General features: G+C 46.8%; 34 protein-coding genes. 12 read left to right on the forward strand and 22 right to left on the reverse strand.

All coding sequences use genetic code 11. The annotated features are described in order from the left end of the window. Positions 1-94: 94 nt before the first annotated feature. From CAFE_RS08760 to CAFE_RS08845, 18 genes are all read right to left on the reverse strand, one after another. Positions 95-187: a hypothetical protein gene (locus tag CAFE_RS08760; protein WP_233452758.1), complete on the reverse strand. Its 93-nt coding sequence runs from the start codon at positions 185-187 to the stop codon at positions 95-97. A 44-nt stretch (positions 188-231) separates the two neighbouring features. Next, positions 232-402 carry a hypothetical protein gene (locus CAFE_RS08765; RefSeq protein WP_207708881.1) on the reverse strand — a complete coding sequence of 57 codons (171 nt, stop codon included), beginning with the start codon at positions 400-402 and terminating at the stop codon, positions 232-234. Between the two features lie 27 nt (positions 403-429). Continuing rightward, positions 430-1257 (reverse strand): 4-hydroxy-tetrahydrodipicolinate reductase, encoded by an 828-nt coding sequence (gene dapB, locus CAFE_RS08770; RefSeq protein WP_083210092.1) that lies wholly within the window; start codon positions 1255-1257, stop codon positions 430-432. Between the two features lie 308 nt (positions 1258-1565). Then, positions 1566-1724 (reverse strand): hypothetical protein, encoded by a 159-nt coding sequence (locus CAFE_RS08775; protein ID WP_156990373.1) that lies wholly within the window; start codon positions 1722-1724, stop codon positions 1566-1568. A gap of 198 nt (positions 1725-1922) precedes the next feature. Beyond that, complete coding sequence (locus CAFE_RS08780; protein WP_066645727.1) at positions 1923-2504, reverse strand: hypothetical protein; 582 nt, start codon at positions 2502-2504, stop codon at positions 1923-1925. A 61-nt stretch (positions 2505-2565) separates the two neighbouring features. After that, on the reverse strand, positions 2566-3405 hold the full coding sequence (locus tag CAFE_RS08785) for a hypothetical protein (protein WP_156990374.1): 840 nt from the start codon (positions 3403-3405) through the stop codon (positions 2566-2568). A 466-nt stretch (positions 3406-3871) separates the two neighbouring features. Beyond that, on the reverse strand, positions 3872-4711 hold the full coding sequence (locus CAFE_RS08790; RefSeq protein WP_139104074.1) for a hypothetical protein: 840 nt from the start codon (positions 4709-4711) through the stop codon (positions 3872-3874). Between the two features lie 57 nt (positions 4712-4768). Beyond that, on the reverse strand, positions 4769-5236 hold the full coding sequence (locus CAFE_RS08795; RefSeq protein WP_156990376.1) for a hypothetical protein: 468 nt from the start codon (positions 5234-5236) through the stop codon (positions 4769-4771). Further along, complete coding sequence (locus CAFE_RS08800; protein WP_156990378.1) at positions 5176-5502, reverse strand: hypothetical protein; 327 nt, start codon at positions 5500-5502, stop codon at positions 5176-5178. The genes CAFE_RS08795 and CAFE_RS08800 overlap by 61 nt, the downstream gene beginning before the upstream one ends. A gap of 338 nt (positions 5503-5840) precedes the next feature. Then, positions 5841-6524, reverse strand: coding sequence for an ABC transporter ATP-binding protein (locus CAFE_RS08805; protein ID WP_066645735.1), 684 nt, complete (start codon positions 6522-6524; stop codon positions 5841-5843). Next, on the reverse strand, positions 6521-7774 hold the full coding sequence (locus tag CAFE_RS08810; protein ID WP_066645736.1) for a hypothetical protein: 1254 nt from the start codon (positions 7772-7774) through the stop codon (positions 6521-6523). Before CAFE_RS08810 ends, CAFE_RS08805 begins: the two co-directional genes overlap by 4 nt. A gap of 2 nt (positions 7775-7776) precedes the next feature. Next, on the reverse strand, positions 7777-8901 hold the full coding sequence (locus tag CAFE_RS08815; protein WP_139104076.1) for an ABC transporter permease: 1125 nt from the start codon (positions 8899-8901) through the stop codon (positions 7777-7779). Positions 8902-8972: 71 nt separating this feature from the next. Next, the gene (locus tag CAFE_RS08820) at positions 8973-9380 is read right to left on the reverse strand and encodes a hypothetical protein (protein WP_066645743.1); all 408 of its coding nucleotides are present in this window, start codon (positions 9378-9380) and stop codon (positions 8973-8975) included. A 358-nt stretch (positions 9381-9738) separates the two neighbouring features. Then, positions 9739-10167 carry a hypothetical protein gene (locus CAFE_RS08825; RefSeq protein ID WP_066645745.1) on the reverse strand — a complete coding sequence of 143 codons (429 nt, stop codon included), beginning with the start codon at positions 10165-10167 and terminating at the stop codon, positions 9739-9741. A gap of 125 nt (positions 10168-10292) precedes the next feature. Further along, positions 10293-11027, reverse strand: coding sequence for a DUF4367 domain-containing protein (locus CAFE_RS08830; protein WP_156990379.1), 735 nt, complete (start codon positions 11025-11027; stop codon positions 10293-10295). Then, on the reverse strand, positions 11017-11568 hold the full coding sequence (locus tag CAFE_RS08835) for an RNA polymerase sigma factor (RefSeq protein WP_156990380.1): 552 nt from the start codon (positions 11566-11568) through the stop codon (positions 11017-11019). Before CAFE_RS08835 ends, CAFE_RS08830 begins: the two co-directional genes overlap by 11 nt. A gap of 123 nt (positions 11569-11691) precedes the next feature. Beyond that, on the reverse strand, positions 11692-12321 hold the full coding sequence (locus tag CAFE_RS08840) for a TrkA C-terminal domain-containing protein (protein WP_156990381.1): 630 nt from the start codon (positions 12319-12321) through the stop codon (positions 11692-11694). Between the two features lie 184 nt (positions 12322-12505). Beyond that, on the reverse strand, positions 12506-12808 hold the full coding sequence (locus CAFE_RS08845; protein WP_066645751.1) for a DUF3892 domain-containing protein: 303 nt from the start codon (positions 12806-12808) through the stop codon (positions 12506-12508). Positions 12809-12950: 142 nt separating this feature from the next. Between CAFE_RS08845 and CAFE_RS08850 the strand changes: the two genes are divergently transcribed. Next, a complete protein-coding gene (locus CAFE_RS08850) occupies positions 12951-13142 on the forward strand; it encodes a redoxin domain-containing protein (RefSeq protein WP_233452759.1) in 192 nt (63 codons plus the stop codon). Here CAFE_RS08850 and CAFE_RS08855 read toward each other — a convergent pair. The 4 genes from CAFE_RS08855 to CAFE_RS08870 all read right to left on the reverse strand — a co-directional run bounded on the left by CAFE_RS08855 (position 13139) and on the right by CAFE_RS08870 (position 16665). Beyond that, the gene (locus CAFE_RS08855) at positions 13139-14632 is read right to left on the reverse strand and encodes a recombinase family protein (RefSeq protein ID WP_156990382.1); all 1494 of its coding nucleotides are present in this window, start codon (positions 14630-14632) and stop codon (positions 13139-13141) included. The genes CAFE_RS08850 and CAFE_RS08855 overlap by 4 nt on opposite strands. A gap of 62 nt (positions 14633-14694) precedes the next feature. Next, complete coding sequence (locus tag CAFE_RS08860; RefSeq protein WP_156990383.1) at positions 14695-14907, reverse strand: DUF805 domain-containing protein; 213 nt, start codon at positions 14905-14907, stop codon at positions 14695-14697. Between the two features lie 31 nt (positions 14908-14938). Next, on the reverse strand, positions 14939-16015 hold the full coding sequence (locus CAFE_RS08865; protein ID WP_156990384.1) for a type I restriction endonuclease: 1077 nt from the start codon (positions 16013-16015) through the stop codon (positions 14939-14941). Positions 16016-16329: 314 nt separating this feature from the next. Beyond that, the gene (locus tag CAFE_RS08870) at positions 16330-16665 is read right to left on the reverse strand and encodes a helix-turn-helix domain-containing protein (RefSeq protein ID WP_166525099.1); all 336 of its coding nucleotides are present in this window, start codon (positions 16663-16665) and stop codon (positions 16330-16332) included. A 146-nt stretch (positions 16666-16811) separates the two neighbouring features. Between CAFE_RS08870 and CAFE_RS08875 the strand changes: the two genes are divergently transcribed. The 11 genes from CAFE_RS08875 (at position 16812) to CAFE_RS08920 (ending at position 22974) form a co-directional block, all read left to right on the forward strand. After that, positions 16812-17033, forward strand: a complete 222-nt coding sequence (locus CAFE_RS08875; protein WP_156990386.1) for a helix-turn-helix transcriptional regulator — start codon at positions 16812-16814, stop codon at positions 17031-17033. A 13-nt stretch (positions 17034-17046) separates the two neighbouring features. Further along, positions 17047-17460 carry a primase-like DNA-binding domain-containing protein gene (locus CAFE_RS08880; RefSeq protein WP_166525100.1) on the forward strand — a complete coding sequence of 138 codons (414 nt, stop codon included), beginning with the start codon at positions 17047-17049 and terminating at the stop codon, positions 17458-17460. Positions 17461-17487: 27 nt separating this feature from the next. Continuing rightward, positions 17488-17949 (forward strand): helix-turn-helix domain-containing protein, encoded by a 462-nt coding sequence (locus CAFE_RS08885; RefSeq protein ID WP_156990389.1) that lies wholly within the window; start codon positions 17488-17490, stop codon positions 17947-17949. Positions 17950-17991: 42 nt separating this feature from the next. After that, on the forward strand, positions 17992-18180 hold the full coding sequence (locus CAFE_RS08890) for a hypothetical protein (protein WP_156990390.1): 189 nt from the start codon (positions 17992-17994) through the stop codon (positions 18178-18180). Positions 18181-18361: 181 nt separating this feature from the next. Further along, positions 18362-18691 (forward strand): hypothetical protein, encoded by a 330-nt coding sequence (locus CAFE_RS08895; RefSeq protein WP_156990391.1) that lies wholly within the window; start codon positions 18362-18364, stop codon positions 18689-18691. A 235-nt stretch (positions 18692-18926) separates the two neighbouring features. After that, entirely contained in the window at positions 18927-19376 is a 450-nt protein-coding gene (locus tag CAFE_RS08900; protein ID WP_156990393.1) for a single-stranded DNA-binding protein, read from the forward strand. A 38-nt stretch (positions 19377-19414) separates the two neighbouring features. Beyond that, complete coding sequence (locus CAFE_RS08905) at positions 19415-20080, forward strand: DNA methyltransferase (RefSeq protein ID WP_207708882.1); 666 nt, start codon at positions 19415-19417, stop codon at positions 20078-20080. After that, complete coding sequence (locus CAFE_RS19670) at positions 20077-20337, forward strand: hypothetical protein (protein ID WP_166525101.1); 261 nt, start codon at positions 20077-20079, stop codon at positions 20335-20337. The genes CAFE_RS08905 and CAFE_RS19670 overlap by 4 nt, the downstream gene beginning before the upstream one ends. Then, on the forward strand, positions 20327-22264 hold the full coding sequence (locus CAFE_RS08910; RefSeq protein WP_166525102.1) for a DUF3102 domain-containing protein: 1938 nt from the start codon (positions 20327-20329) through the stop codon (positions 22262-22264). The genes CAFE_RS19670 and CAFE_RS08910 overlap by 11 nt, the downstream gene beginning before the upstream one ends. Before the next feature lie 84 nt (positions 22265-22348). Beyond that, complete coding sequence (locus tag CAFE_RS08915) at positions 22349-22585, forward strand: hypothetical protein (protein WP_156990397.1); 237 nt, start codon at positions 22349-22351, stop codon at positions 22583-22585. Positions 22586-22605: 20 nt separating this feature from the next. After that, on the forward strand, positions 22606-22974 hold the full coding sequence (locus tag CAFE_RS08920; protein ID WP_156990399.1) for a hypothetical protein: 369 nt from the start codon (positions 22606-22608) through the stop codon (positions 22972-22974). Position 22975: the final 1 nt, after the last annotated feature.

Consider the following 22975-nt stretch of genomic DNA (forward strand, 5'->3'; position numbering starts at 1 on the left):
AGAGGCCGCGGTTTCAGCCGCGCCCGATGGAATGTGGAGCGGGCCTATCTAAAACCGGCGCGCCCGATGCACGGGCGCGCTGGCTGGGAGTGAATTATGTAATCAGGCCTTTTTCTTTCAGAAAGTCTGTTGCAACCGTTTCGATTTCCCAGCCGTCCTGATCCACTTTCTTGTTCAACTCCTGCATGGTGTCTTCGTCGATCTTCCCGCCGAGCTTGTTCAGGACCTCCCTTAGCTCCGGGTATTTCCATCAGCTCCAGCGCGCGGCCGCGGCTTTTCTCCCCGCGGCCACTTTAAAAGCCTTGGCACGGCCTCGATGTTTTCCATGACCGTCACGTTCGGGAACAGCCCGATCTGCTGGATGACGTAGCCGATCTTGCGGCGCAGCTCGACGGGGTTCATGGCGGAAAGATCCTTTCCCAGGGGCGTTTACACCAAGGCGAAGCGGCGCGGCGGGTTGTCTGAGCTTTGGTTCAGGTAATCCATTAAGATTCCGTCCAGATTCATGGCGTCCTTCATTTCAAAGATGCCGGTTTTGTCCTGAATGAACTCCGCGGCGAACAAAGCGCCTTCCGCGAACGCGTTCCGCGAAAAGCTCTGGTGAGAAATTTCGATCATATCATTTTCACCGACCAGCATGACCTTATGGCAGCCCACGATGCCGCCGGCCCGCACGGAGGAAACGGGCACATCGTGCCGTTCCCCGACCGGCAGGGATTCCCGCAGCCGGTCGGCAAGTTTGGAAGCGGTCCCCGACGGAATATCCACCTTGCGCTTGTGGTGCATCTCGATGATCTCGACGTCGTAGCCGGTTAAAATCCGGGAGGCGAGTTCGGTCAGCAGCATCATGGTGCTGACCCCGCGGGTGATGTTCGGCGCGTAAATCAGCCCCGCGCCGAACCGGTCGGCGAGCGCGTACAGCTCCGCCTCCTCCGCCTTGGAAAAACCCGTGGTGCCCATCACGACTCGCACATTCAGCGAAAAAAAGGTTTCCGCGTTTTTCAGAGCGGCAGCCGCATTGGAGAAATCCAAAATCAGATCCGGCCTGGTATTAAAAATACAGGACTCAATCCGGTCGGACGGATAAACGGGAACCCCGGCGGCGCGGCAGCCGATGATCTCGCCCAGGTCCCGGCCGGCCTTCGTGCTGGTCGGGCTGCAAATGCCGGACACAAGATCCACGCGGTCACAGGCTAGCAGATATTTTGCGATCTGGCTTCCGGCACGCCCCAGTCCGGAGATACATACCTTCATCATTCGGATACGCTCCTTTCAAAATGCGACACATTTTTTATAAGTTGCAGGTTGGTGGTGAAAGCGCAATCGGCTGTTTTCATCACTTCAAAGGATAGGAGGACAGACCGCTGCGGCTGATTTACAGGAATTTACAGGCAACTTTTTAAAAAGTAATAAGTTGTTGCTTATTATTATACAGAAAATCTTTGCCGTTGTCAATTTAAATTTTTTCCCTGTGTAACAGAAAAGAAAGATAACGGCTTGTCCGCGGTGAACACTACGTCAAAAAGGGAAAATCCTGAAATGAGGCGAACAGCCGGACAGGCAGATCAACAGAAATACAAACCCAGAACAAAAGACGGCATGCCGACGACTCTTAATACGAGTACAATCGCGACCGTCAGGCTGACGACCGCCGCGATCAGGCAGATCGGGGTCAGAAAGCTGTATTTTCTCAGAAATTCCGTAATGCAGTTTTTATGTTCCATATTCGCGTTCTCTCCCAAAGATCATCATTTATCCGGAATCTTTTCCGCGGAAAAGACCGTATCTCTGTCGCCGTCGTTCGTAAAACCAAGGTCGGAGTCTGAAAATAAGGAGGTGCGACGCGGGCGCAGGCTTTTTAAGTTACCCTCTGCCTATATAACACCGGAGAAGCCGTTTTGTTACACTTTTTATGAAAATTTTTACGCGGCCAAACTTTTTGAGCGGGGGACAGCAGTTGGTGATTGTTCACTGGGAGTGTGATAGGTATAGACGATGTCTTTCGTGTAATCGCAGGATTGTGCTCCAATGTAATACCAAAGCCGCAGCCCGTCCGTACTGACGACAGTGGCGGCATGGGTTGCAACGGTTACGCTGAAAATGGAGTCGTCGTACAGAATGCCCCAATAAAGAAACCCTGCTTTTCCACGGCCCAAAGCGCCACCCAGCATGTCGCCCGTGGAATTGATACTTTCCTCTTTGCTCTTCGAAATGTCACCTATATTCCCAAGCAGTTGATACCCCAGCAGGTCTTTTTGCAAAACAGCGCATCGAATTACTGTTGGATCTTCAAACGAATGATAAAAAACAACCGCTTTATTTCCCTTCATCACTTCAGCAATTTCTGAGTCCGATGAAGAGTTTTCTCTATTAAAGTGCCGCTCCACCCATTGCATCGGCGTGACATCGGCTTGCCGGACCGCCCAGCCCGCCATGCACAGGATTAGAGCTGCCAAAATTATTATAATTATGCAATGCACTTTTCCAATAGATCGAATTTTCATATTGAATCTCCAATATCACAGCGTAATCCTCGCAATGAGGATTACGCTGTTCAAACGTATTTTAATATGGCCTTGATGATATCCTAGTAATAAGACTCCATTGCTTTGATGTACCTGAGAGCGAAAAACCGACTCCACTTGTCGATATGTTAATACTACCTGTTTCTTCTTGATAGGTGTGAATATATTTACAAACAAAACTTGTTGTATTTCCTCCACCAGTTAGTTTGTTTTTAAACATAGTCAAACCGGCACCAATAGATTTTGTATAACTGCGATCACCATAATATTCAGGACCTTCTAAGAATCCCCATACATGGCCTTTATTAGGCTGTGAATCAGCAGAATAGGTATCTCTTTTGTTCCCAGAATCATCAACAGCAGTAATACTTTCTAAATTGTAATCGTAGTTGCCGCCCCAAACAAATCCTAGAAAATCATCGCCGGCAGCTGGCGTGTTTTTGCCAGTCGTTAAATCTGGCCATGTCCACGTTGCAGTACAGCTTGGCTGATATTCAATTGCATAATCAGTGTCCCAATTGCGGTATAGTTCAAAAAAAAGATGAAGTCTTCCTTTTGAATCCGAGTCGCTTGGTTCAATAACATCATTTGTGGATATGTCGTTAAACTTATCTTTCCCAATTTGGTTAACTTCACTTTTAGAAAGCAGTTTACTGCTCGTGCAGATTTTTTTGCCATTAACGGTATCATACTTTTCTTCGACGTAGACAGTAGCGTTTACAGTTCCAACTAGGACCTTTGAGGAATTCGAACCATTCAGAATGTTTTTAGCTGGAGAAAATGACTGTTCAATATAGGCGTTAGGATATTCTTCGGAATATATGTTGACATTGAATTTTTCGGTGTCATTATTGGAACTCTCCGCCGCGAACGCGGGCACGCACACCATCATGGACAGGGCGAAAACCAGAACCAGACGAATGCTTTTAATGTTTTTTACAAATGTATAAAAAGGCTTCAGCGCCAGAAAAGATTTCCGACGCTGAAAACCTCGAAGGAGTAACTGGAAAAACCATATCCCTTTCTATCCGTGTGGTTATTTGTCTTTTGGGCTTGTGTGTTCGATAATTTTGTAAATGATTTCACATCCAAGACGGAGCATAACTGGAATTATGAACAGATAGAGATAGCGTTCGACTTGTTGAAACCGGAGAATCCAAAAAACATTCTCCGCCGGACAAGGGACCATCGATAAGTGGATTCTGTCTAAAATAAAGTTAGCCAAAAATAGCAGCCAGGTAACAAACGACCACCAGAACAGATTTTGAACGAGGGACCGATTGCTGAATGTACCAAAATGAAACCACTTTTTCATAGAGTCACTCCTTATCAAAGATAATTCAACCTCATATTTCTTCTGTGAACGTATGCAAATTTTCCTTTAAGTTAAGTTCATCCATTAATTCCCGCATACCCTCAACCGTATTATAGTTTTTCAACTCTTCTGAACTCATTTCAGTTTCCGAAGCATCCTGATGAATTTGTGCCGAAGAAACTTCCACCGTATATTTGTTGTCTTCCGTATTGAAACGATACCCATAGCAATAATGATCCAAGCCGGGAAGTCCGTTCAAAATGGTATACTCTGCGAAGCGTCCGGTTTGTTTTAACTGCTCATCGGTACAAGGAGCGGGTGTCTTATTAGAATCCGTAATCGTAATTGTAAGCAGGTTTTCCCCTTTTACATATCGAATTGCCGCATATCCCGCATGAGAAAAGGAGATATCTCTTTGAAAGACTTTTCCCGGATTTTCGTTTGGGTCTTCGACGGATTGATAAATCGGGTTAAGAGTATTCATACCAACAATAAAATCATGAAATTGATAGCCTTTAAACGTTTTTGGGATCGTCCACTTCGGATAATATTGATGAATTTCGTCTAAGTCCGTCAGGGGAGCAGCTCCGGTTACTTCGCATAAATCTCCATCTTCTGTAAACAGATACCCCTCGTCGTAGGATAAATTTTTTGTTTTTAAGATTTGCTCTGCCTTGCCGGTCAATTTGGAAACGGGCAGATCTGTTACTCCTAAAGGCTGTGTTTTGGATGCTGAGCCGGTTCCGAGAGAAAAACTGTTTGTATTAGAACACCCTGTTGGAGATGCAGAGAACTTGGTGAATCCCACAAAAGCCGCCAAGAACAAGATCAATAGACCTGCCATAAACGCTAGAAACTTTTTTTTCATCATTGCTACCCCTATCTAGAGGAGCAAGCTTCAAAAAGCTTGCTCCTTACGTTAAAATTCTTACTTAAAAGACGCTTTCACGGATTTTTTCGATTTATTCATAATTCTCATGTCACCTGCGGTAGGAATTGTGATATCTTTCACAATATTTACACCGCTTTTATCTTGAAAAGCAATTAAATACTCATTACCGTCAGTAAAAATAACAGGCTTGCTTGAACCTAATCCAATGACTAAATCTTTGTAATAATAATTAATTAATTGTGATGGAATGTTTGTATCCGAAATGTTGATTTGATAAAATTTGTTTGCATCATAACCAAAACTTTTAATGATGCTATTTCCTAATCGGTTTATATAAGAATTTACTTTGGTGGCTTTCAAGGCATTTGTAAGGGTAGTTGACACATTGCTTAAATGGCCGTTAAGTAAACAATAATCCTGATAAGCATCATTAGGTCCATAATTTACATAACCATAGAATTCATATTCATAGTAGCCTTCTTCAGCGGATACATAATCATGCACATATGCGTCATTTGTAGCAATTGGCCTTGTTCCAATATTTCAGACCCATTTAAAAATCCACGGATCCTAGCAAATGCTTCTGTAGCACTACTTTTTTTAACACCTCCTGTAAAATTAATTCTTCCGCTGGATTTACTAATTCCAACACTGTAAGCAATATTATCATTTCTATTAACAATAGTATCCGCGAACGCGGGTACGCACACCATCATGGACATTGCGAAAACCAGAACCAGGCTGACTGCTTTTTTCCAAGTCTTTAACATTTTACAGTTCCTCCTTTTTATTTTGGCCTATGGACGTACAAAAAGGTTCGCTGCCAGGGGAACAGAGTTCCCCCTCTGAACGGCCCATCGGCGTCATCCTCTTCCTAAAACAAATTTATTTCGGATGCTGCGCAGCATGGAAATCAATGGAATGAAAGCCTGTAAATTTTTTTTTCTACTTACATAACACCTGAGAAGCCGTTTTGTTACACTTTTTTTGAATATTTTTAAAGGCTTTTTAGAAACTTTCAAAAAGAGTGCTTCTGAGGGCGAACGATAAAAAGCATGCCCGGCGGCTCAACCGCCGCCGGCACCCCTCTTCGCGGGTCAAACCCTCTTTACCCTTCTCCATTCGGAGAATCCCGGATGATTTTCCCGTCCTGAATTATAATTTTTCGGTTGCAGCAGCCGGCTACGGTATCGTCATGTGTGACGACTATAACCGTTAACCCCTGACGGTTCAGTTTGCTAAACAACTCCATAATCTGTTTGGAGGTTCCGGTATCCAGCGCCCCGGTGGGCTCGTCCGCCAAAAGAATGGAGGGATTGCCTGCGATTGCACGGGCAATCGCGACCCGCTGCCGCTGGCCGCCGGACAACTGACTGGCCGTTTTATTTTCCTGTTCTGCTAACCCGACGGTTTTCAAAGCATTCCGTGCCTTTTGCTTCATCTCTTTCAGCGGCGTTGTATTAAAAAACATCGGGAGCATTGCGTTAAACAATACCGATTTGTGGTTGATCAGAGAAAAATCCTGTAGAACAAAACCTAATTTTTGATTCCTTAGCTTCGCAAGTTTGCCGTCTTTTAAATTTTTAACATTTACATCATCTAAAAAATATTCACCTTTCTCGAAATCATCCAGACATCCAAGGATATGTAATAATGTGGATTTTCCAGCGCCGGATTTTCCTTGGACGGCGACAAAGCTCCCGTCCGGAATATCCAGATTCACATCCGCAAGCGCTTGAAATTTATTTTCCCCGGTTCCATAAGATTTGAATAAATGGGATACTCGAATCATTGCTGCGCCCTCCTGTAAGTTTCTATGGGAGTAAATCTTCGATAAACCGTATATGGAATCCCGATCGACAAGAACAAAACAAGCAGTTCATAAAGCACGATCAATAAAATACTCTTCTGGTCAACAATCATTGGGTCAACCGAAAGGAATCCGTTCCATACCAGGAAGCCTATATTCTTCATGAGAATGATATTGACGCCTCCGGCTGCAACACTGATCAGGCCAATCCCGGCGGCCATATAACCAAAACATTTCTTGCGGCTGCAGCCGCATAAATAGTAGATACTGTTCTGCCGAAGATTTTTATAAATAAACAAAATGGAGATGCTGATCAGAGAGATGGTAGAAACAAAAAGAAAGAAAAACGGCATCGGCAGTTCTTGCTTCAATGTTCTGGACACAGCCTTTTCCGTATCCGTTTTTATTTTGTCATAGGTAACAAACCTTCCTTGCCGATCTAAATATTGGACACAGTCGTTTCTCTCTTTTTGTGTGGATTCCGGGTTCAAATCAATAAAGAAATTCTCAGATATTTGCGGGGTGCTGTTTTTCTGTAAAAACGCAAGAAGCTTTGGTGTTTCCCTGAGAATGACTACGGATCCCCGGTCAAATAATTCGTCCGCCTGAACCTTTGTACCGCCGAATCCCAGGCTAACGGTATAGGCCGGATCATCCATTTTTCCAATCGCATGAATCTTAACATCGGTATATTGGGAACTTTTATAGGGATGCAGTCTAACAGTGAAAGTATCGCCGATTTTGATGTTGTGATAGAGATAGCCGCATAGAACCGCGTCAATTCCGCCGCCGGAATTAGGGTCGCTGTTGCTGTCGGCATCCAAACTCCTGCCGGAGGTGATCCTCAGGGGAAACGCTTTGAGAAGTTCGTCACGATACAGGGTATAACCGCTTCCGGCTGCATTTTGAAAGGTGAAACTGCCGTTCCACGGGGCTGAAATAATGGAGCGGACCGCATGGAATGATTTGATCTTCCGGTGATAGTCCTCTACTTTTTTGCTGTACTCATCGGGCGGCAACGTAATCGCATCCGGTCCAAATCCGGCAGGCATGAAATAAACAAAGTGATCCAACCCGGAATTGCAAAAAACCTTTTGCGTGTAAGTAAAGTATCGGTATCGGCCAATCGCGAAATTTGCGACCAGCATTGCAGCGCAAAAGAGAATTAGCAATACGACGGAGGAAAGTTTATTGCGGCTGTAAAAATTGCCGATCATTTTCAGAAATTTCATTGCTAATCCTCCAAGACATATTTATTTTTCAGAGTAATCATCGTATTCCTGTAGTAGTTCCAGAGAAAAGGCAGCTGGACCAGGACGGAGACAGCCAGCATGACAAGCAGAATAATCATATAATCCTTCGTTTCATATTGGATTCCGGCGGTTGTATTTACTTTCTCAAACACGGCATTCCGCAACAGCACGTGAATTGCGATGCTAAAAAGCCCGATGAAAAGATTCAAAACAAAATTCTCCAATGCGATGATTTTCATTACGGTATGTTTTGCCGCACCTACCAGTGAGTAAATTATATTTTCGCTGCTGTTTACATCGACCATGAATTTCATTAAAAACATAAAGGATATAAGGGAAATCAAATAAACTATTGATATCATTAGGATTTCTTTCGGCGCCTTTTTTTCTTCGCTTTGAATGACCGAATCTGGCCCGCTGATCTCACTTTGCGGAAAAATCCGCTTAAGCTTTTCCGTAAAGCTTTGATTGTTTTTTTCGCTTAATCTTTGCTGCAAAAGAACCGAAATGCGGTCGGCAGCAAATCCATCGCGATCGAATGCGGACGGCGGTATATAAAAGGCGACCGTATCGATGCTTATTCCAATGATTCTGTATTTTATCCCCTGTATTTTTAGACTTTCGGGCATATTGTTGTCCCGCAGAAATTCCATGGGAATCACGACAACCCTTTCTCCGTCTTTCAGTTCCTGTTCCGTAAATTGAGTTCGTCCCTTTACGCTTTTCATGGTATCCCCGCCGGACAACGGAGTTTTAACATAAAATCCGTTTTTTGTGTTTTTTGTAAAGGTTGCGCCAATATTTACGCATGCCAATTCCTTTTGGGGAACGACGCAGCTTGCTTCCATGCGTTCAACCCCGTAGTTGCGAAAGTAGGATTTGAGTTCGTCTGACTTTACATGTTGCGGTGAAGAGAGATCGATCGTATAAGTTCGATAAGCCTCGTCATTTTTTCCCGAATTCTTTTTTACCGTTACCATATTCCCATAAAAATAAATAAAAGTGATTGCACAAGAAATACCGCCGATGATAAAAAGGCAGAAAATCAGTTTGTTTGACTTGAAATATTGCTTGATTCTTGAAAAGACCAAATAGAATGTCTTCATCTTTCCCTCCGCCATAGGATGTAAAATGAGGCAGTTATGGAGTATAACCTCCATAACTGCTGTTGAATTAATTATTCGTAATAGACGTCATAGAATTCCTTAGAGCCGCTGGGTCCGTACCGAGTACCGGAAAGGTCTAAAGAAGTAGCATAATCCGCAGAAATGGAAACCCAAGATGTATTAACCCATCCAGATGAAGTGGCCTTATTAAAAGTAAAGTTTTTATGCGCCTCTTCACCTGTGGAACTTACTCTCACATATGCAGCCCCACTATCATTTGGATTTAGATAAACATGGACTCCGGCTCTTGCCGGCTGTGGCTTGTACACCGTGTTGCACCAATCATAATAATTGTCAATATCATTATGAAAGTCTGCATTAACATGTATGGTTTTTGCAGAGCCTGAAACTGTAAAAGTTGCAATCAAAGCAACTGCTGCGCAAAGAGCTGATAACTTTTTTAATTTGGTCTTTAACATTTTTGTTCCTCCTTTTTATTTTGGCCTATGGACGTACGAAAGAGTTGCCGGGCAGGGGAATCAGTCTCCCCTCAAAATAGTCCATCGGTGTCATCCTCTTTCTGAAACAAAAATTTATTTCAAAGCGCGCGCTGCATTGAAAACAATGGAATGAAATTAATAAATTTTTACCTTCTACCCTACAAAACACCTGAGAAGCCGTTTTGTTACACTCTTTTTAAAAATTTTTAAAGGCTTTTTAGAAACTTTCAAAAAGAGTGCCTTTGCGGATGAGTAATAAATGGGTGCCGGCGGCGGTTGAGCCGCCGGCAAAGTGTATGTGAAAGGGAGTTCCTTGTAATCAGCTTTGGACCGGGAGTCAGCCGCAGTCGGCTTTTGTGGAAGTATTGATATATTCCGTGTTTCCGTTGCGCGTGACGGCGGCGTTAAGCATTAATTCGTATGTGTATCCGCTGGAAACGTAGTATTCCTTGTAAAAATCCAGCTCGTCGCCGTAGGAGGTCGCGCTCCAATGCTTGACTGTTGTGGAAGTATTGCCTTCCACCCGCATCAGGTAAACGTCCGCTTTAATCTTGCTGGTTCCGTCTTTTCCGCGAATTATTACGGTCGATTCTGACTTGTCGCCGGAAAAACTCAGGTTCAGATGGATACTGTCCGTGTTCACCAGCATTACATGCACGCCGGAGTTTGCGCTTCCCGCGGAGGAGGTCGCCGCAAACGCCGGAAGACCGGAACTGAACAGCAGCATGCAAACGGACAGGGCCAGAGAAACTACTTGCTTTTTCATTTTTACATCCCTCTTTCTGAGGCCGAATGAACGGCCTAAAAATTATTTCTATATACAGAACACCTGAATTTCCAGAATGTTACAGATTTTTAGAAATTTTTTTAAAAATATTTTTTCACTCGCCCTTATTTAACTTTGATGCTTTCGGCCATCTTAATCAGCTCTTTCGAATCGATCTTTGACATGAGCAGAAAACTGGAATGATCATTTTTCCATAGAAGAAAAGAGGAATCGTCCTTTGTGTTGGCCCGGAAAAGGGATGCTTGGTTCCCATTAATATCAATTTGGGAATAGGTGCTGTGTTCGGAATCAATCACTTCCTGTCCTCCCGCGGATAAGCTCGCCTGTTGAAAGTCAATCGTCTGTCCCTCTTTATTTTTATAAACTGTATAGAAAATGTCCCCGAGCTCAGATTTTTTGCTGACCGTAAACCCAGCCGGAACATAGGAAGGAAAATATTGCTTACTGGCCTGATCTTCCTCCATACCGGAGGAGCCGGAATTTCGTTCACCCTGCTGGTAAGAAATTTTCGCGCTGCCGCTCCGCCATTCGATGATCGCGTTGAAAATGGCGTTGCGCGACGCTTCCACGCTGAGCAGGCTGCCGAGCGATACGGGAATCATGATCGCGAGAAGGACGGCGACCCGTTTCGTAACCGCCCTGACGCGCCGGAGAATCGACTTTACGCGGGCTTCGCGGATCATGCTTTCGATTCTGCGCTTTGTCCCTAAAGAAAGCTCGCAGTCCGCGAGCGCGGCTTCGCTCGGAAGGCTTTGAACCTCCTTTTCAAAATTTTCGTTGACCGCCTCTTTCAGCATTGCCTCAAAAAGCTCGCGGTTTAATTTTACGTTATTCACCATGAAATCCCCTTTCGTTCATTGCTTTTGCAAGAGCCGCTTTCGCGCGGTGAAGACGCACCCGGGCGTTCCCCGGTGAAATGTCCAAAAGCTGCGCGATTTCTTCGTGAGAATAGTCGTACACATATTTTAATTCCAGCACGATGCGAAACTTTTCATCCAGCCGGTTCAGCTCCGCCTGCAACGCCCGGTACGTTTCTTCCGTCAGCAGATGGTCACAGGGCAAATCGAAGGAATCAGCCTGGAAATTCTCTTCATCCAGAGACACCTGCGAATGGTGTGATTCTTCCCGCAGCATGTTGTAACAAATATGTTTCACTAATATAACCACCAAACCCTTGGTTTTGTTACAGTCTTCAAACGAAAATTTTTGAAATTTTTCAATTATTTTTACAAAAGTCTGAGAAACCGCGTCTTCGGCCTTGCTTTGGTCCTTTAAAATCCCTTTTGCTATGTACAGCATCAGTTTGTAATTTTGCCGGTACAGCTGGTCCATGGTTTGGCGCTCTTCTTCGTTTTCAATTGCCATGATGCAAGGCAGCAATAGAATCCCTCCCTTATTTCTGTTTTCTATTGTATCATTTCGGCCGGAGAAACTGCAAATTTAGAAAAAAATCCCGTGCTTCCCAAAAAAAGAAGCACGGGACGGAGACATGAAATCGCTGATTTATAAAATTCCGTTGACAAAGGCATTAAAACGCTCGATGACGTTTTCGTCGCCGACGATGAGGACACGGTCGGACGCGCAGAATTCGTAGTACGGGCCGGGGGAAAGGATGATGTCCTTTTGCTGAACCACGCCGATGATGGTCGCCCCGGTATTGTGCCAGATTTCCAGTTCCCCGATGCTTTTGCCGATGATCGGCGATTTGCCCGGAAGAGGAATCTCCACGGGCGTGATCAGGTCGGACCGCTTGTAGCGGTACATGTCGATAATCTGTTTGGTCAGCGAAAGGATTTCTTCATCCATGCCGCTGCGCTTTTCCATCAGCTGGGCGAGCTTCAGGCGAAGGTCGGCAACCCGCTCGTCGTCTTTAAAGCTCTTGATAAATTGGATCGCGTTTTCTTTGGAAAGAATGACGATCCCGCTGCCTAACATGATTTTGAGCACGTTTTTATCGGAAAGAATGGACATGGACCGACGTATGGTTTCCGGGGAAACGTTATATTCCGTGGCCAGGGTGGAGCGCCCCTTCAGGCGGGAGCCCTCCGGAATTTCTCCCGACGCAATTCTCGCGGCCAAATCCATTGCGATTTTCAAATACCTTGGCATGGTATAGCTTTCCCAACCCGCCATGTTTATCAGTCCTCCGTATGGGTAACGCGGTTTACCCGCTCTGGGCCGAACAATTCAGCCAAAACCGATTATAGCATGTTTCGGTTCCGCGGGCAATCCATTTTTGCACGCTTTGTGAAAAATGGCCCGGCCGCCCGTGCTTTTTTGCTGCAACAGGCGGCCGGAGGCCGAATTTGATTCAGCTTTACTGGGAAACGGTCGGCAGGCTGCCCAGATTGTTGTCCTCCGAGCCGTCCGGAAGGGAACGAAGGTATTCCGTCCCTTTTTTCACGGCGACCGCCACGCCCCGGATTTTGTTCTCTCTTGCCAGATGAACGCCCTCATCCCGGGTGACTTTTCTGCCGTCCGAGAGCTGGTACCCGGTTATTTTGCCGGAGGCTTTGACAAGCCCCGTGATGGAAAGCGCGTCCGCTTCCGGCTCCGGTGTAAATTCGTTGATGGCCTTTGGCAAAGGCCCGTTGTTTTCTCCCTGTGTTTCCTGTCCCATTTACATAACTCCTTTCCGCTTTTAGTTTCTGCGGACAAAGCCGTTTTATTCCCCGCGCCGGCCGATGGGGCGCGGCGGGCTGCCGCACAGTTTTTATCACGGCGCGTATTATAAAACAGAAGCAAAAGGAGGTTTTTTCTTTATGATGGATATGGACAATATGAACATGAAAATGGATCAAATGGACCGCTGCGGCCATTTAAGCATAGGGATGGAAGCGCCGGATTTTACCGCGAACACAACCTTCGGGCCGATCCGCTTTTCGGATTATCGGGGGAAATGGGTGGTGTTCTTTTCTCATCCCGGCGACTTCACGCCGGAAGATATAAGCTAGAAGAGATATTCGATTTTGATTGTCCCGTTTTTGTCGATCCATACGGTCTTTATCATGCGCTGAATCGCGTCGCGCTTTTGTGGCAATTCCAGCTTGTCAAATTCGGACAGCTGGTTTTTCAGCCAGTCGAGAGTTGCCTGGCTGATAACCGGGCGCGGCTTCTGGACTCTGGTCTTTTGGTTCAGATCGTCCAGCTGAGTTTGCAGGGCGGTAATCTTCTTTGTCAGCAGCCCGTCGACGACGGAGTTTCCCTTCCCGATGTTATCGACCAGGTTGTTGATTTGCAGTCGGATCTGTTGGGCCTGCGCGGAAGAGACGCGGTAATGATCTTCCGGTTCCGAAGGAGTTTGTTTGATGTCTACCTTGGATAAATGACGGATACACAGATCCAGAATTCCGCTTTCGAGTTCTTCGGCGGGAATAAACTTATTGTTTTCACAGACGCCGCGGGATTCCCTCCCCCGGCAATGGAAATAAGCGTAATGACGGTCCCCCCGCTGGGTAAATTTGATTCCGAAGCTGTGCCCGCATTCCTGACACTGTACAAGGCCGGTCAAAAAGGTCCTCTGGGACCGCTTTCCGGGGCTTGCGTGGTGACTGGCCAGAATTTGCTGAGCTGCAATGTACTCCTCCGATGATAAAATGGGAGGATGAATCCCCACAACGGCGGTTTGTTCTTCCGGATCCGTTTCCTGATTCCGATTTTTGTTCTTAAAAAACAGACACATCCCGTGTTCCCCATCAAAGTCTTCTAATCCGTTCGCCAGATTGTAGCCGCAGGCGGACAGATAATCATACAGCCGTTCGTCGGCGCGGCAGGGGCTGATATTTTCCAATACGCGGCGCAGGGCGTGGTTTGTCCACAGGTTCCCTTTTGCGGTTTTGATACCCTCACGGTTTAGCTCATGACAAATGCTGACCATGCTGCTGTGAGACGTAAACATACGGAAGATCCGCTGAAGGACCGGAGCCTGTTCGTTCGGGGTCAGGACGGAAACTTTTTTGCCGTCAAGGGGGATCCGTTTCCGGTCGTAACCAAACGGCGTATTCCCGCCCATGAAAAGGCCGAAGGCGGAGCGGTAGCGGTAGTTGTCTGAAATTCGTGTGGAGATTGTTTCACGTTCCAGCTGCGCGAATACCATGACAATATAAATCATGGCCCGGCCCATTGGAGTCGAAGTATCGAACTGCTCGGTCGCGGACATATATTTGACGCCGTATTTTTCAAACAGGCTGAGCAAATTTGCGAAGTCGATAATGTTACGGCTGATACGATCCAGGCGGTAGGATACAACGGCAGTGATTTTTCCTTCCTTGATGTCCTGGATCATGCGCTCGAATTCCGGCCGTTTTGTGTTCTTGCCGGAGTATCCCACGTCGGAATAGGTCTGGGCGTCTTCCTGTGCCAGCCGGCGGCACTGTTCGATTTGCGCGTCAATGGATACGCTGTCGGGCCGTTCAATGGACTGGCGGGCGTATATGGCGATCATAGTGTTCCTCCATATGAGATCACCCTCTCAGACGACGCTGAAAGGGTGGCTTTTCGTTTGTTTTAGATTTTCCATTTATGCCCGCAGTCTTGGCAAACTGCATATGTTATATTTTTTGATTTTCTGCCGCGCAGCAGCATAAACAACGCAATCCAGCCAATCACGGGAATACATAAAAGAATGATGTACAGTAGCACTGTAAGGCAACCTCTTTTTTGTGTTTCTGCAACAACCTGAGTATTGACGTTTTCACTTCCGCATTTTTGGCATTTCATTTGAACCTACCCCCATATTCCCATCATTTCATTAAAGATAACGCTGCAATACTTGAACTATTTCGTTTGAGTGGTCCGCAATCTGATAGATGGTCTCAAGTTCTATTTTTACTTCCTTTTTATTTTCATCCGGAAGAATTAAATATTTATGGGAACCTCGAAATACAAAACGGCAAATCCATTTTGTGGTTTTTCCTTGATACAACACGCCAAAATAATTGATGGTGTCTTTATAGGAAATATCTGAAAGTGAAACGGTATCTTTCAGAATCATTTTGACGATCACGAAGGCTTCCAGTTCTTCCTCGGTTGTTACAATTTTGCTTTCAGGAACAGCTGGTTCTGATTCCGGTTCTTCCTCCGGTTCTTCCACATGGGCATCGGATGGAGAGTCCGTATTTACTCCAAGAGCTGACTTGATTTTATCGCTCATCAATTCATTGATATAACCATTTAATGCCTTCTTCAAGACGGGACGGAATTTTTCCATGATCGCCTGCGTTTTTACTCCAGAATAGACCGGAGTTAGAAATAAGCGCAGAAAATCATCCGATGGATTTTGAAGCTCGGTAGCAAAGACCTTTTGAAATTCGTGAGAATATTTTAATTCAGAGGCCGTATCGAAAATATCAGAGACGTTGAAAGTGGATTTGTGAAATTTTTTCAGCTCTGCGACCTGGCCGTCTTTAATGTCGAGGATATTAATTTCCAAAAAAGGAACCTCGTCCATTTTATTCGGTTCTTCTAAGTCGGTATAGAACCGGTAGATCATGCCGTTTGTCAAAATAGCAAACTTTGCTTTTGTCGTACCAAAATAACGGAAAAGCTGAGAATCATGCTTCTCCAGCGGTTCACCAATCCATTTACATTCGATAAGAATGACAGGTTCACCCTCCGAGAGAATTGCATAATCGACTTTTTCACCCTTTTTAATGCCAACGTCTGCCGTAAATTCGGGGACGAATTCCGCCGGATTAAACACGTCATAGCCTAAAAGCGAGAAAAAGGGCATGATAATGGATGTCTTGGTCGCTTCTTCCGTTTGGACGGAGTCTTTCATGCTTTCAACGCGTTTTGAGAATTGCTTGATCTGATCGATAAAATCCATATTTACACCCCTCGAATCACACGGATTGACAGAATATGACAAACCCGTGTATAATATTCTCAAGAGGCATTAGACAGACGCTTCTTATGGCAGTGCCGTCCGCTGTTCGCACCAGCGGGCGGCTTTTTTTATAAAAACCAGTTGACTTTTCCGGAGATAGAGTTAAAATAAGAATATCGCTACTGAACACTTGTTCGACTTGTTACGGAATGCGGATGGATGCGAGGGTGAATGAATGGATGCGGAGTATGAGCCGGAATTTACCGCTCTGTTAAACCGTGCAAACAGCGAATCCTTAAACCTGGAAAAAGCATTTATTGTTTCCCTTGATGCTCGACCAGATAGCGAAGGTAGTCAAGCGCCTGCTTCTTCTTGTCCGTCGGTAGCTTTTTGAAAAGCTCTATGTTATCTTCCAACAGCCTGTCACGATCTGTGACGGGCTCTTTTTTTTGCTTGCTGCTCGAGTCGTTGCCCAGAAGAAAATCTATTGTAACATCAAAATAATTTGCGAATTTTATAAGAGTTTCATTGTCAGGCTGACGCTTACCGGTCTCATATTGACTGATCGTACTTTCTGCTAACCCGAAGAAATTGCCTAACTGCTTCATGGTTAGGCCTTTTTCTCGTCTGAGTTCACGTAACCTGTTCATTTTTATCACTCCACGGACATTATAAACTTTACATTTAGTAAAGTACATACAACTTCACAAAAAGAGTAGAATTAGCTTGACAAATCGAGAAGTAGCGGCTATTATAATATTGTACTTCACAAATTGAATAGAAAAGAGGTGCGAGAGTGAGGACTTATCTTAAGAAACTGCGTTGTGACAGAAAATTTACACAACAGGATATAGCCGATGAACTTGGCGTTTCGTTAAGTTACTATAACTCAATCGAAAATGGAAATCGCCAGAAGAATATGGAACTGCTCATGGCAAAGCGCCTTTCGGACGTTCTCCATGTGCCGGTTGAATTTATTATCACGGAAGAAGAAAAACTCGCGCAGAAAAGCGCGTGAGGAGGGAGCATATATGACCGAAAAGCTCGATATGGAAAAGCTGCAGAAGCTGGTTTATTACGTCAACAACGCGAAAATGTCCGGCCCACAGCGGGAGCAGATCAACCGCGCGGTGATCGTCGGAATTCTCCACGGGGAGATTGACACGGACATGATATTCCGCATCGAGGATGTTCAGGAGACAAGCGTCAGCCGCTTCTTGGATTCGGATTTCTTGGCGGAGCGATGTTTGGCAAACGACTGGATTCAGGCGACGGAGCTGTATGAGCTCTATAACCGGTGGTGCGACGCGAACGGGATCAAGCCGGAATCCCTGACAACCTTCGGCCGGAACCTGAAAGACATGGACGTTTCCTTTAAGAAGAAAGCGGACGGGAATTACTATCGGCTGGATTCGGAACCGGATCAGGCCTCCGCTTTATCCTAATTATCCCACGGAAAGGAGGATAATTCCATGCAGTCGGAATACCGAAATATCTATCAAATTGCCCGCGAAAGTGCCGGAATCACGCAGGAAAAGGCCGCGGAGCTGGTCGATGTGTCCGTTGAAAGCCTTCGGGCCTATGAATCCGGCAGGAGGTACCCGCCGAACGACGCGGTAATAAGGATGATTGAGGTTTACGGAACCCAGTATCTCGCCTATCAGCACTTGCGAAACAGCGCGGAAATCGGTCGCCAGATTTTACCGGAAATCGAACTGAAAGACCTCCCCGCGGCGTTTCTGAACGTGCTCAATGAGGTTAACGCGTTCCTCAAGGAACGGGACCGCATGATTGACATTACCTGCGACGGAATTATATCGGAAGCGGAACGGCCGGAGTGGGACCGCATCATGCAGGAGATGGACCGGCTTTCCGCGTCGATTATGGCGCTGAAATATGCCCGTACGAAGCCGGACGAAAAAACCGGAAAGTAGTACAAACACAGGCGCATAGATTATAGTGAGGAGATGATGCCATTGGCGGGAAAGCGAAAAGTCGGCAAGCTGCGCTTTGAGGAAATCGTTCCGGAGCTGGATCCGGAGGAGCGGGCGCGGCGGATTGAGACGTTTATCAATGTGCTGGCAACAGCGAATAAGGTGCCGGGGTACCAAGGCTGCCGGTATTACCCCGACAAGGGGTACGGTGAAGTTTTCATTTCGCCCTGAGTTCAAAATGACAGGACGTTAAAACCGAAAAAGGGGGACAGGCCAATGACAGCAAGATGCCGCGTCTGCGGTTCGTACTGGATAATCAGCGTCAATCAAAAAATCCCGAAGATAGGCTATGTCTGCCCTCATTGTGAAATTCGGGGCGGGTCAACGCCTAAAAAGAAAGGAAGGAAACAGAATGAACCGAACGGAACAGACGGTCCGGATTTTAAGAAACACCATTCAGCACATCGAGTATGCCGAGACCATTGAACGCGCGGAATCCCTGGCGAATATGATTCGGGGCTTTATGATTGGAAGCCGCCTGATTTGTGTCATCAGCGCGGGGCAGCTTCGCAAAATCAGTTCGGAGCTTGAATCAACCATTTCAGACGTGAAAAAGCGCATAAAAGAAACCGCCGGCGGCGCTGCAAACACCGAGGGCGGTCTTGGAAAAATGGGAATTAAGATCAATGCCAGTATAACCGTTTTAGCTTCCGGTGTCAATTATGCCGGGAGGCGCCCATGATGCGGCAGCCGCCCTGCTATGGGTGTTCAGACCGCGCCCTGGGGTGTCATTCGGATTGCCCTCGTTGGGTTGAGTGGAAGGAACAGGAACACCGTGTTCAGGAAGCTGTTCGGAAGGCAAAGGGGACGGAACAGGCTTTTCAGGAAATCAGCTGTAAGCGGAGCCGAAAAATCCTCAAACAGGCCGTACATAATCGCACCCGCGGCCGGCGCGCGTACTGATTGGAGGGAAACAAATGTATTCACTGACGGTGATGATGGGCCGCCTGGTCGCGGACCCGGAGCTCAGGCACACGCCGAACGGCGTCGCGGTGTCGACGTTCCGGATCGCGGTCGACCGGCCGTATAAGGTCGAAGGAAAGGAAAAGGCCGATTTCTTTGATGTGATCGCATGGAGAAACCGCGGCGAGTTCGTCACGAAATATTTCAAGAAGGGCAAGCCGATCCTTGTCCAGGGCCATTTTGAAAACAGAACCTATACGGATAAAGACGGAATCAAGCGCTGGGTGTCGGAGCTGATTGCGGACGATGTTCGGTTCGCGGGCGACAGCGCCGGAAAAGGCGGGACAAAATCTCTTCCGGATCCGCCTCCGGAGCGTTCCGGCGATTGCTCCGGGAGTGCGATTGATTCGATTCCGGAAGGGGAAAGCGCTCCGATGCCGACCGACGACGATCTGCCGTTTTAAATATGCTTGAGCTAAATCATTTTTACAACATGGACTGCATGGATGGCATGAAGCGGTTTCCGGAAAAATATTTTGAACTTGCGATTGTGGATCCCCCTTACTTCGATGGTCCGAACAAGCGCGGCTATTACGGCAAGAAGATCAACACCCTCAATATCCGGCGTGTAGATTACCCGAAAATTCAATCATGGGATTTACCTACAGAAAAATATTTCGAAGAACTCGTTCGGGTTTCAAAAAATCAAATCGTATGGGGATGCAATTACTTTCATCATCAGTTCGGCCCTGGTCGGATTGTTTGGGACAAGTGCAATGGCGAATCCAGCTTTTCCGATTGTGAAATTGCATATTGCAGTCTGCATGACAGCGTAAGACTTTTTCGGTATATGTGGAATGGCATGATGCAGGGAAAATCCATATCGGAGGGATGGATTCAGCAGGGAAACAAACAGAAAAATGAAGTGCGGATTCACCCTTGCCAAAAGCCGATTGCTCTCTACGATTGGATCCTTACAACCTACGCGAAACCGGGGTGGAAGATACTTGATACCCACGTCGGAAGCGCTTCAAGTCTGATTTCTTGTTTCAATAACGGCTTTGACTACGTTGGATTTGAAATTGACCCTGTAATTTATCAGCTCGCCAGTGACCGCGTCGAGACAATGATGGCACAGCAATCGTTTTTCAGGAGGAATGCATTTTGAAGAATAACGATTATTTGAAAGGTAACCGTCAAAATCGGTGGGAAATACACTATTGCAAGCATATCGACGTGCTGATTGTCCGGAACGGGTTCGGTGAAACGGTTGGCGTTTATGACGCGAAGCAGCTGGCGGAAAAATGGTTCGCGGCGGGCTCTGATATGTTTTTTGCCCTTTATGGGTTTAACTGGATTCCCCCTGTCTGGATGCAGGACCGCGTCCGGGGCGGCAGGAAAGGGCGTGGCCGTTATGGATCGTAATGAGCTGATACTTCAGCTGCGGTGCTACGGAAATATGGATGATGTGTCCGGCTGGACCGATGAGCAGATGAAGAAAATGCTTGATGGATACCAGAAAAAAAGACAGGCTGTTCTGTATAGTAAGGTTTGCCCTTATTTTACTGGCGTCCGAAAATATGATGATTTTCGTCAGTGGATTATTGGCTGCAGCAGAAGAAAAGGCTGCGACGTAACGCCTCTTGAGACGAGAAAATGGGCTTGTGAGTGCGCGCAGCGTTGCTTTTTCTTCAAAACAGAAACCAGGGATTATTGGAATACTCCCTTGGGATGCCGGTTTTATTCGGAGGCCCAGAAAGAGAGGAAAGCGTTGAAACAGACCTATATTTGCAAATGCGGAAAGACGTTTGAAAAAGATACGACCGCCGATACGACGGGGTACCGTCTGGGCGGTGATTTTGGAGCAAAACATGAGTGTTTCGGCTGCCCGTTTGTGGTTTCGCTTCATGGAGTACCATATGAAAAAATTATCGGCTATGAATGTCGCGCGAGCCGGAAAATTAATTACCGCACAACCGCCGATCTGCCGCGGACCCGTGACAGCTTTCACGTCGGCCGAATTCATACGCTTGACCTCGATTTTGCCCGTGAAATCTGGAACTATTCCCGCAATCTTCCCGGATTGGATGATTCCGCGAAAGAAATGGACAAGCGCGGGGTCTGTTACGGGTCGGACGGCCGGTATTGTTTGTCACTGTATTTCAGTAAGACGAAAGCGGGCGTCGCCTCGCTTGCGGCTATTTCGGACCGCTTTTTTGAGGGAAAACCGGAGCGCCCGGATGTGACGGAGGAGCAGGAAAAACAGCGTGTGCTGGAAATGATCCGGAAAGCAAAGAAATCGGCAAAGAAACCCGGTGCGGCGCTGACTCCGTCCGGTGATTCCGCTGCCGCGCCCCGTCCGATCGAACGGATTACGATGGAAATCAATTTCTATAAGGCTCAAACGGCACAGAATATTATCGAGATCGGGAAGCGTCTGATCGAAGCAAAACAGCAGCTTCCGCATGGAGAATGGCTTCCGTGGCTGCGGGATCAGATCCAGTTTTCGGAGGTATCGGCTCAACGGTTTATGCGGATCGCGCAGGAATTCTCAAATACGTCAACGGTGACGGATTTGCCCTATACAAAATTACTTGCCTTGCTCCAGGTCCCGGAGGACGACAGGGACGATTTTATCCAGACGACGCACCTGGTAAAGGGTGAGGAAAAGACCGTTTCAGAAATGTCGAAGCGTGAGCTGGAACAGGCAATCAAAGAGCGCGACGAGGCGCGGAATGCGGCGGCTCAGGCCAGAGAACGGGAATCGAAAGCCGATAGAGAAGCGGCTGCCGCCCGGGAGAAAAGCCGTCAGGAATACAAAAATTACATGGATGCTTTAGTAAAACTGGAAAAGACGAACGAGAGTTTGCAGATTGCCCGAAGCCAGAAACAGCTCGACCTTCAGAAAATCACGGAATTGGAGGACACGGTTAAGGAACTGGAATCCCGGCCGATTGAAGTTGCCGTTCAGGAACCCGGCGAAGATATAAAAAAAGTCCTTCGTGCTGAGGGCGCTGCGGACGCCAGCCTGAGATATGAAAAAGAACTTGCGGCAGCTCAGCGCAAGCTGGAAGAAGCAAAGGCTCAGGCCCGGCAACAGGCTGGATTGGAGCGGGACGATACGATGATTTCCGCGGGTCGTTTTCTTGATCTGCTCGATTCCGGATACGAAAACTTTTTGATGATCCTGAATTTATCTTCCGCAGACGTGATTGAGCAGGTTGTCAGAAAATGTGTCTCGAAGATGCGGGAAAAAATTGACGAGCTGGAAAACAAGGCGGCGCTGATCCGCAACGGAGCCCTGATGGACCAGGAGTTTTCACTGCCGCCGGCGGATGGACGGGAGGGGTAATTCATGATTTTTGGGTTGGGGAAGATCTTTGCAGCGAATGCTTTAAGAAGACATTCAAGAAAAAATACGGAGGGATAAATAGAGATGCAAACAATTATTGATGGAAAACTTTATGACACGGATACGGCGACATTGGTCGCCAGCAGCTGGCGAGAGGAAATCTTTCGTACCAGGAGAGGAAACTGGTTCAAGAGAGTCAGAGCCTTGTGCAGCGAGAATTTTGTGTTGGAAAAAATGAACGATGCAGAGGCAAAAAGGGCTGTCGGCATACTTTCGCCGAAGAGCTATGAAACATATTTCGGGAGGCCGGAAGAGGCCTGACCGGAAGGGAGGGCATAAAAATGGAGCTACGGGACCGCGCCCGGAAGATGGTAATCGTAACCGAGGCTGAATGCCGCGACGGAGTCGGGAAAGACGTTGGCAGAACAATTTTCGAGCTTGCGCTGACGGTGACCGCCGGCGATGGAAAAGGGGATGAAATCGTAAAAAGGTACATTTTTGAGGGGGTATTGCCCGATTATCTCCGGCGCGATCTGCTGAGGCTTGGGTATCTTATTGATTCGATCGAGGATTTGCAACGGATCGCCGGGGAACTGATCGGGACGGTGCTCAGGGTGTCGCTGGTAAAAGACGGCGACGCCTTGCGCGTCTATCTGGACGATTATTTCGGCCGGGACGATCCGAAAAAATATAAAGCAGTAATCAGGTGAT

Source organism: Caproicibacter fermentans (assembly GCF_009746625.1).
Taxonomy (GTDB): domain Bacteria; phylum Bacillota; class Clostridia; order Oscillospirales; family Acutalibacteraceae; genus Caproicibacter; species Caproicibacter fermentans.

Excerpts from the sequence above, each read along its gene's own strand:
- CAFE_RS08905 (WP_207708882.1), top strand. The coding sequence starts at position 19,415 with ATGGATGGCATGAAGCGGTTTCCGGAAAAATATTTTGAACTTGCGATT.
- CAFE_RS08800 (WP_156990378.1), bottom strand. The coding sequence starts at position 5,502 with ATGTTAAAGACTTGGAAAAAAGCAGTCAGCCTGGTTCTGGTTTTCGCA.
- CAFE_RS08860 (WP_156990383.1), bottom strand. The coding sequence starts at position 14,907 with ATGAAATGCCAAAAATGCGGAAGTGAAAACGTCAATACTCAGGTTGTT.
- CAFE_RS08775 (WP_156990373.1), bottom strand. The coding sequence starts at position 1,724 with ATGGAACATAAAAACTGCATTACGGAATTTCTGAGAAAATACAGCTTT.
- CAFE_RS08830 (WP_156990379.1), bottom strand. The coding sequence starts at position 11,027 with ATGGTGAATAACGTAAAATTAAACCGCGAGCTTTTTGAGGCAATGCTG.
- CAFE_RS08805 (WP_066645735.1), bottom strand. The coding sequence starts at position 6,524 with ATGATTCGAGTATCCCATTTATTCAAATCTTATGGAACCGGGGAAAAT.
- CAFE_RS08885 (WP_156990389.1), top strand. The coding sequence starts at position 17,488 with ATGCAGTCGGAATACCGAAATATCTATCAAATTGCCCGCGAAAGTGCC.
- CAFE_RS08850 (WP_233452759.1), top strand. The coding sequence starts at position 12,951 with ATGATGGATATGGACAATATGAACATGAAAATGGATCAAATGGACCGC.
- CAFE_RS08840 (WP_156990381.1), bottom strand. The coding sequence starts at position 12,321 with ATGGCGGGTTGGGAAAGCTATACCATGCCAAGGTATTTGAAAATCGCA.
- CAFE_RS08790 (WP_139104074.1), bottom strand. The coding sequence starts at position 4,711 with ATGATGAAAAAAAAGTTTCTAGCGTTTATGGCAGGTCTATTGATCTTG.
- CAFE_RS08880 (WP_166525100.1), top strand. The coding sequence starts at position 17,047 with ATGACCGAAAAGCTCGATATGGAAAAGCTGCAGAAGCTGGTTTATTAC.
- dapB (WP_083210092.1), bottom strand. The coding sequence starts at position 1,257 with ATGATGAAGGTATGTATCTCCGGACTGGGGCGTGCCGGAAGCCAGATC.
- CAFE_RS08820 (WP_066645743.1), bottom strand. The coding sequence starts at position 9,380 with ATGTTAAAGACCAAATTAAAAAAGTTATCAGCTCTTTGCGCAGCAGTT.
- CAFE_RS08855 (WP_156990382.1), bottom strand. The coding sequence starts at position 14,632 with ATGATCGCCATATACGCCCGCCAGTCCATTGAACGGCCCGACAGCGTA.
- CAFE_RS08760 (WP_233452758.1), bottom strand. The coding sequence starts at position 187 with ATGCAGGAGTTGAACAAGAAAGTGGATCAGGACGGCTGGGAAATCGAA.
- CAFE_RS08765 (WP_207708881.1), bottom strand. The coding sequence starts at position 402 with ATGAACCCCGTCGAGCTGCGCCGCAAGATCGGCTACGTCATCCAGCAG.
- CAFE_RS08870 (WP_166525099.1), bottom strand. The coding sequence starts at position 16,665 with ATGAACAGGTTACGTGAACTCAGACGAGAAAAAGGCCTAACCATGAAG.
- CAFE_RS08920 (WP_156990399.1), top strand. The coding sequence starts at position 22,606 with ATGGAGCTACGGGACCGCGCCCGGAAGATGGTAATCGTAACCGAGGCT.
- CAFE_RS08910 (WP_166525102.1), top strand. The coding sequence starts at position 20,327 with ATGGATCGTAATGAGCTGATACTTCAGCTGCGGTGCTACGGAAATATG.
- CAFE_RS08810 (WP_066645736.1), bottom strand. The coding sequence starts at position 7,774 with ATGAAATTTCTGAAAATGATCGGCAATTTTTACAGCCGCAATAAACTT.
- CAFE_RS08815 (WP_139104076.1), bottom strand. The coding sequence starts at position 8,901 with ATGAAGACATTCTATTTGGTCTTTTCAAGAATCAAGCAATATTTCAAG.
- CAFE_RS08825 (WP_066645745.1), bottom strand. The coding sequence starts at position 10,167 with ATGAAAAAGCAAGTAGTTTCTCTGGCCCTGTCCGTTTGCATGCTGCTG.
- CAFE_RS08895 (WP_156990391.1), top strand. The coding sequence starts at position 18,362 with ATGAACCGAACGGAACAGACGGTCCGGATTTTAAGAAACACCATTCAG.
- CAFE_RS08780 (WP_066645727.1), bottom strand. The coding sequence starts at position 2,504 with ATGAAAATTCGATCTATTGGAAAAGTGCATTGCATAATTATAATAATT.
- CAFE_RS08900 (WP_156990393.1), top strand. The coding sequence starts at position 18,927 with ATGTATTCACTGACGGTGATGATGGGCCGCCTGGTCGCGGACCCGGAG.
- CAFE_RS08865 (WP_156990384.1), bottom strand. The coding sequence starts at position 16,015 with ATGGATTTTATCGATCAGATCAAGCAATTCTCAAAACGCGTTGAAAGC.
- CAFE_RS08845 (WP_066645751.1), bottom strand. The coding sequence starts at position 12,808 with ATGGGACAGGAAACACAGGGAGAAAACAACGGGCCTTTGCCAAAGGCC.
- CAFE_RS08915 (WP_156990397.1), top strand. The coding sequence starts at position 22,349 with ATGCAAACAATTATTGATGGAAAACTTTATGACACGGATACGGCGACA.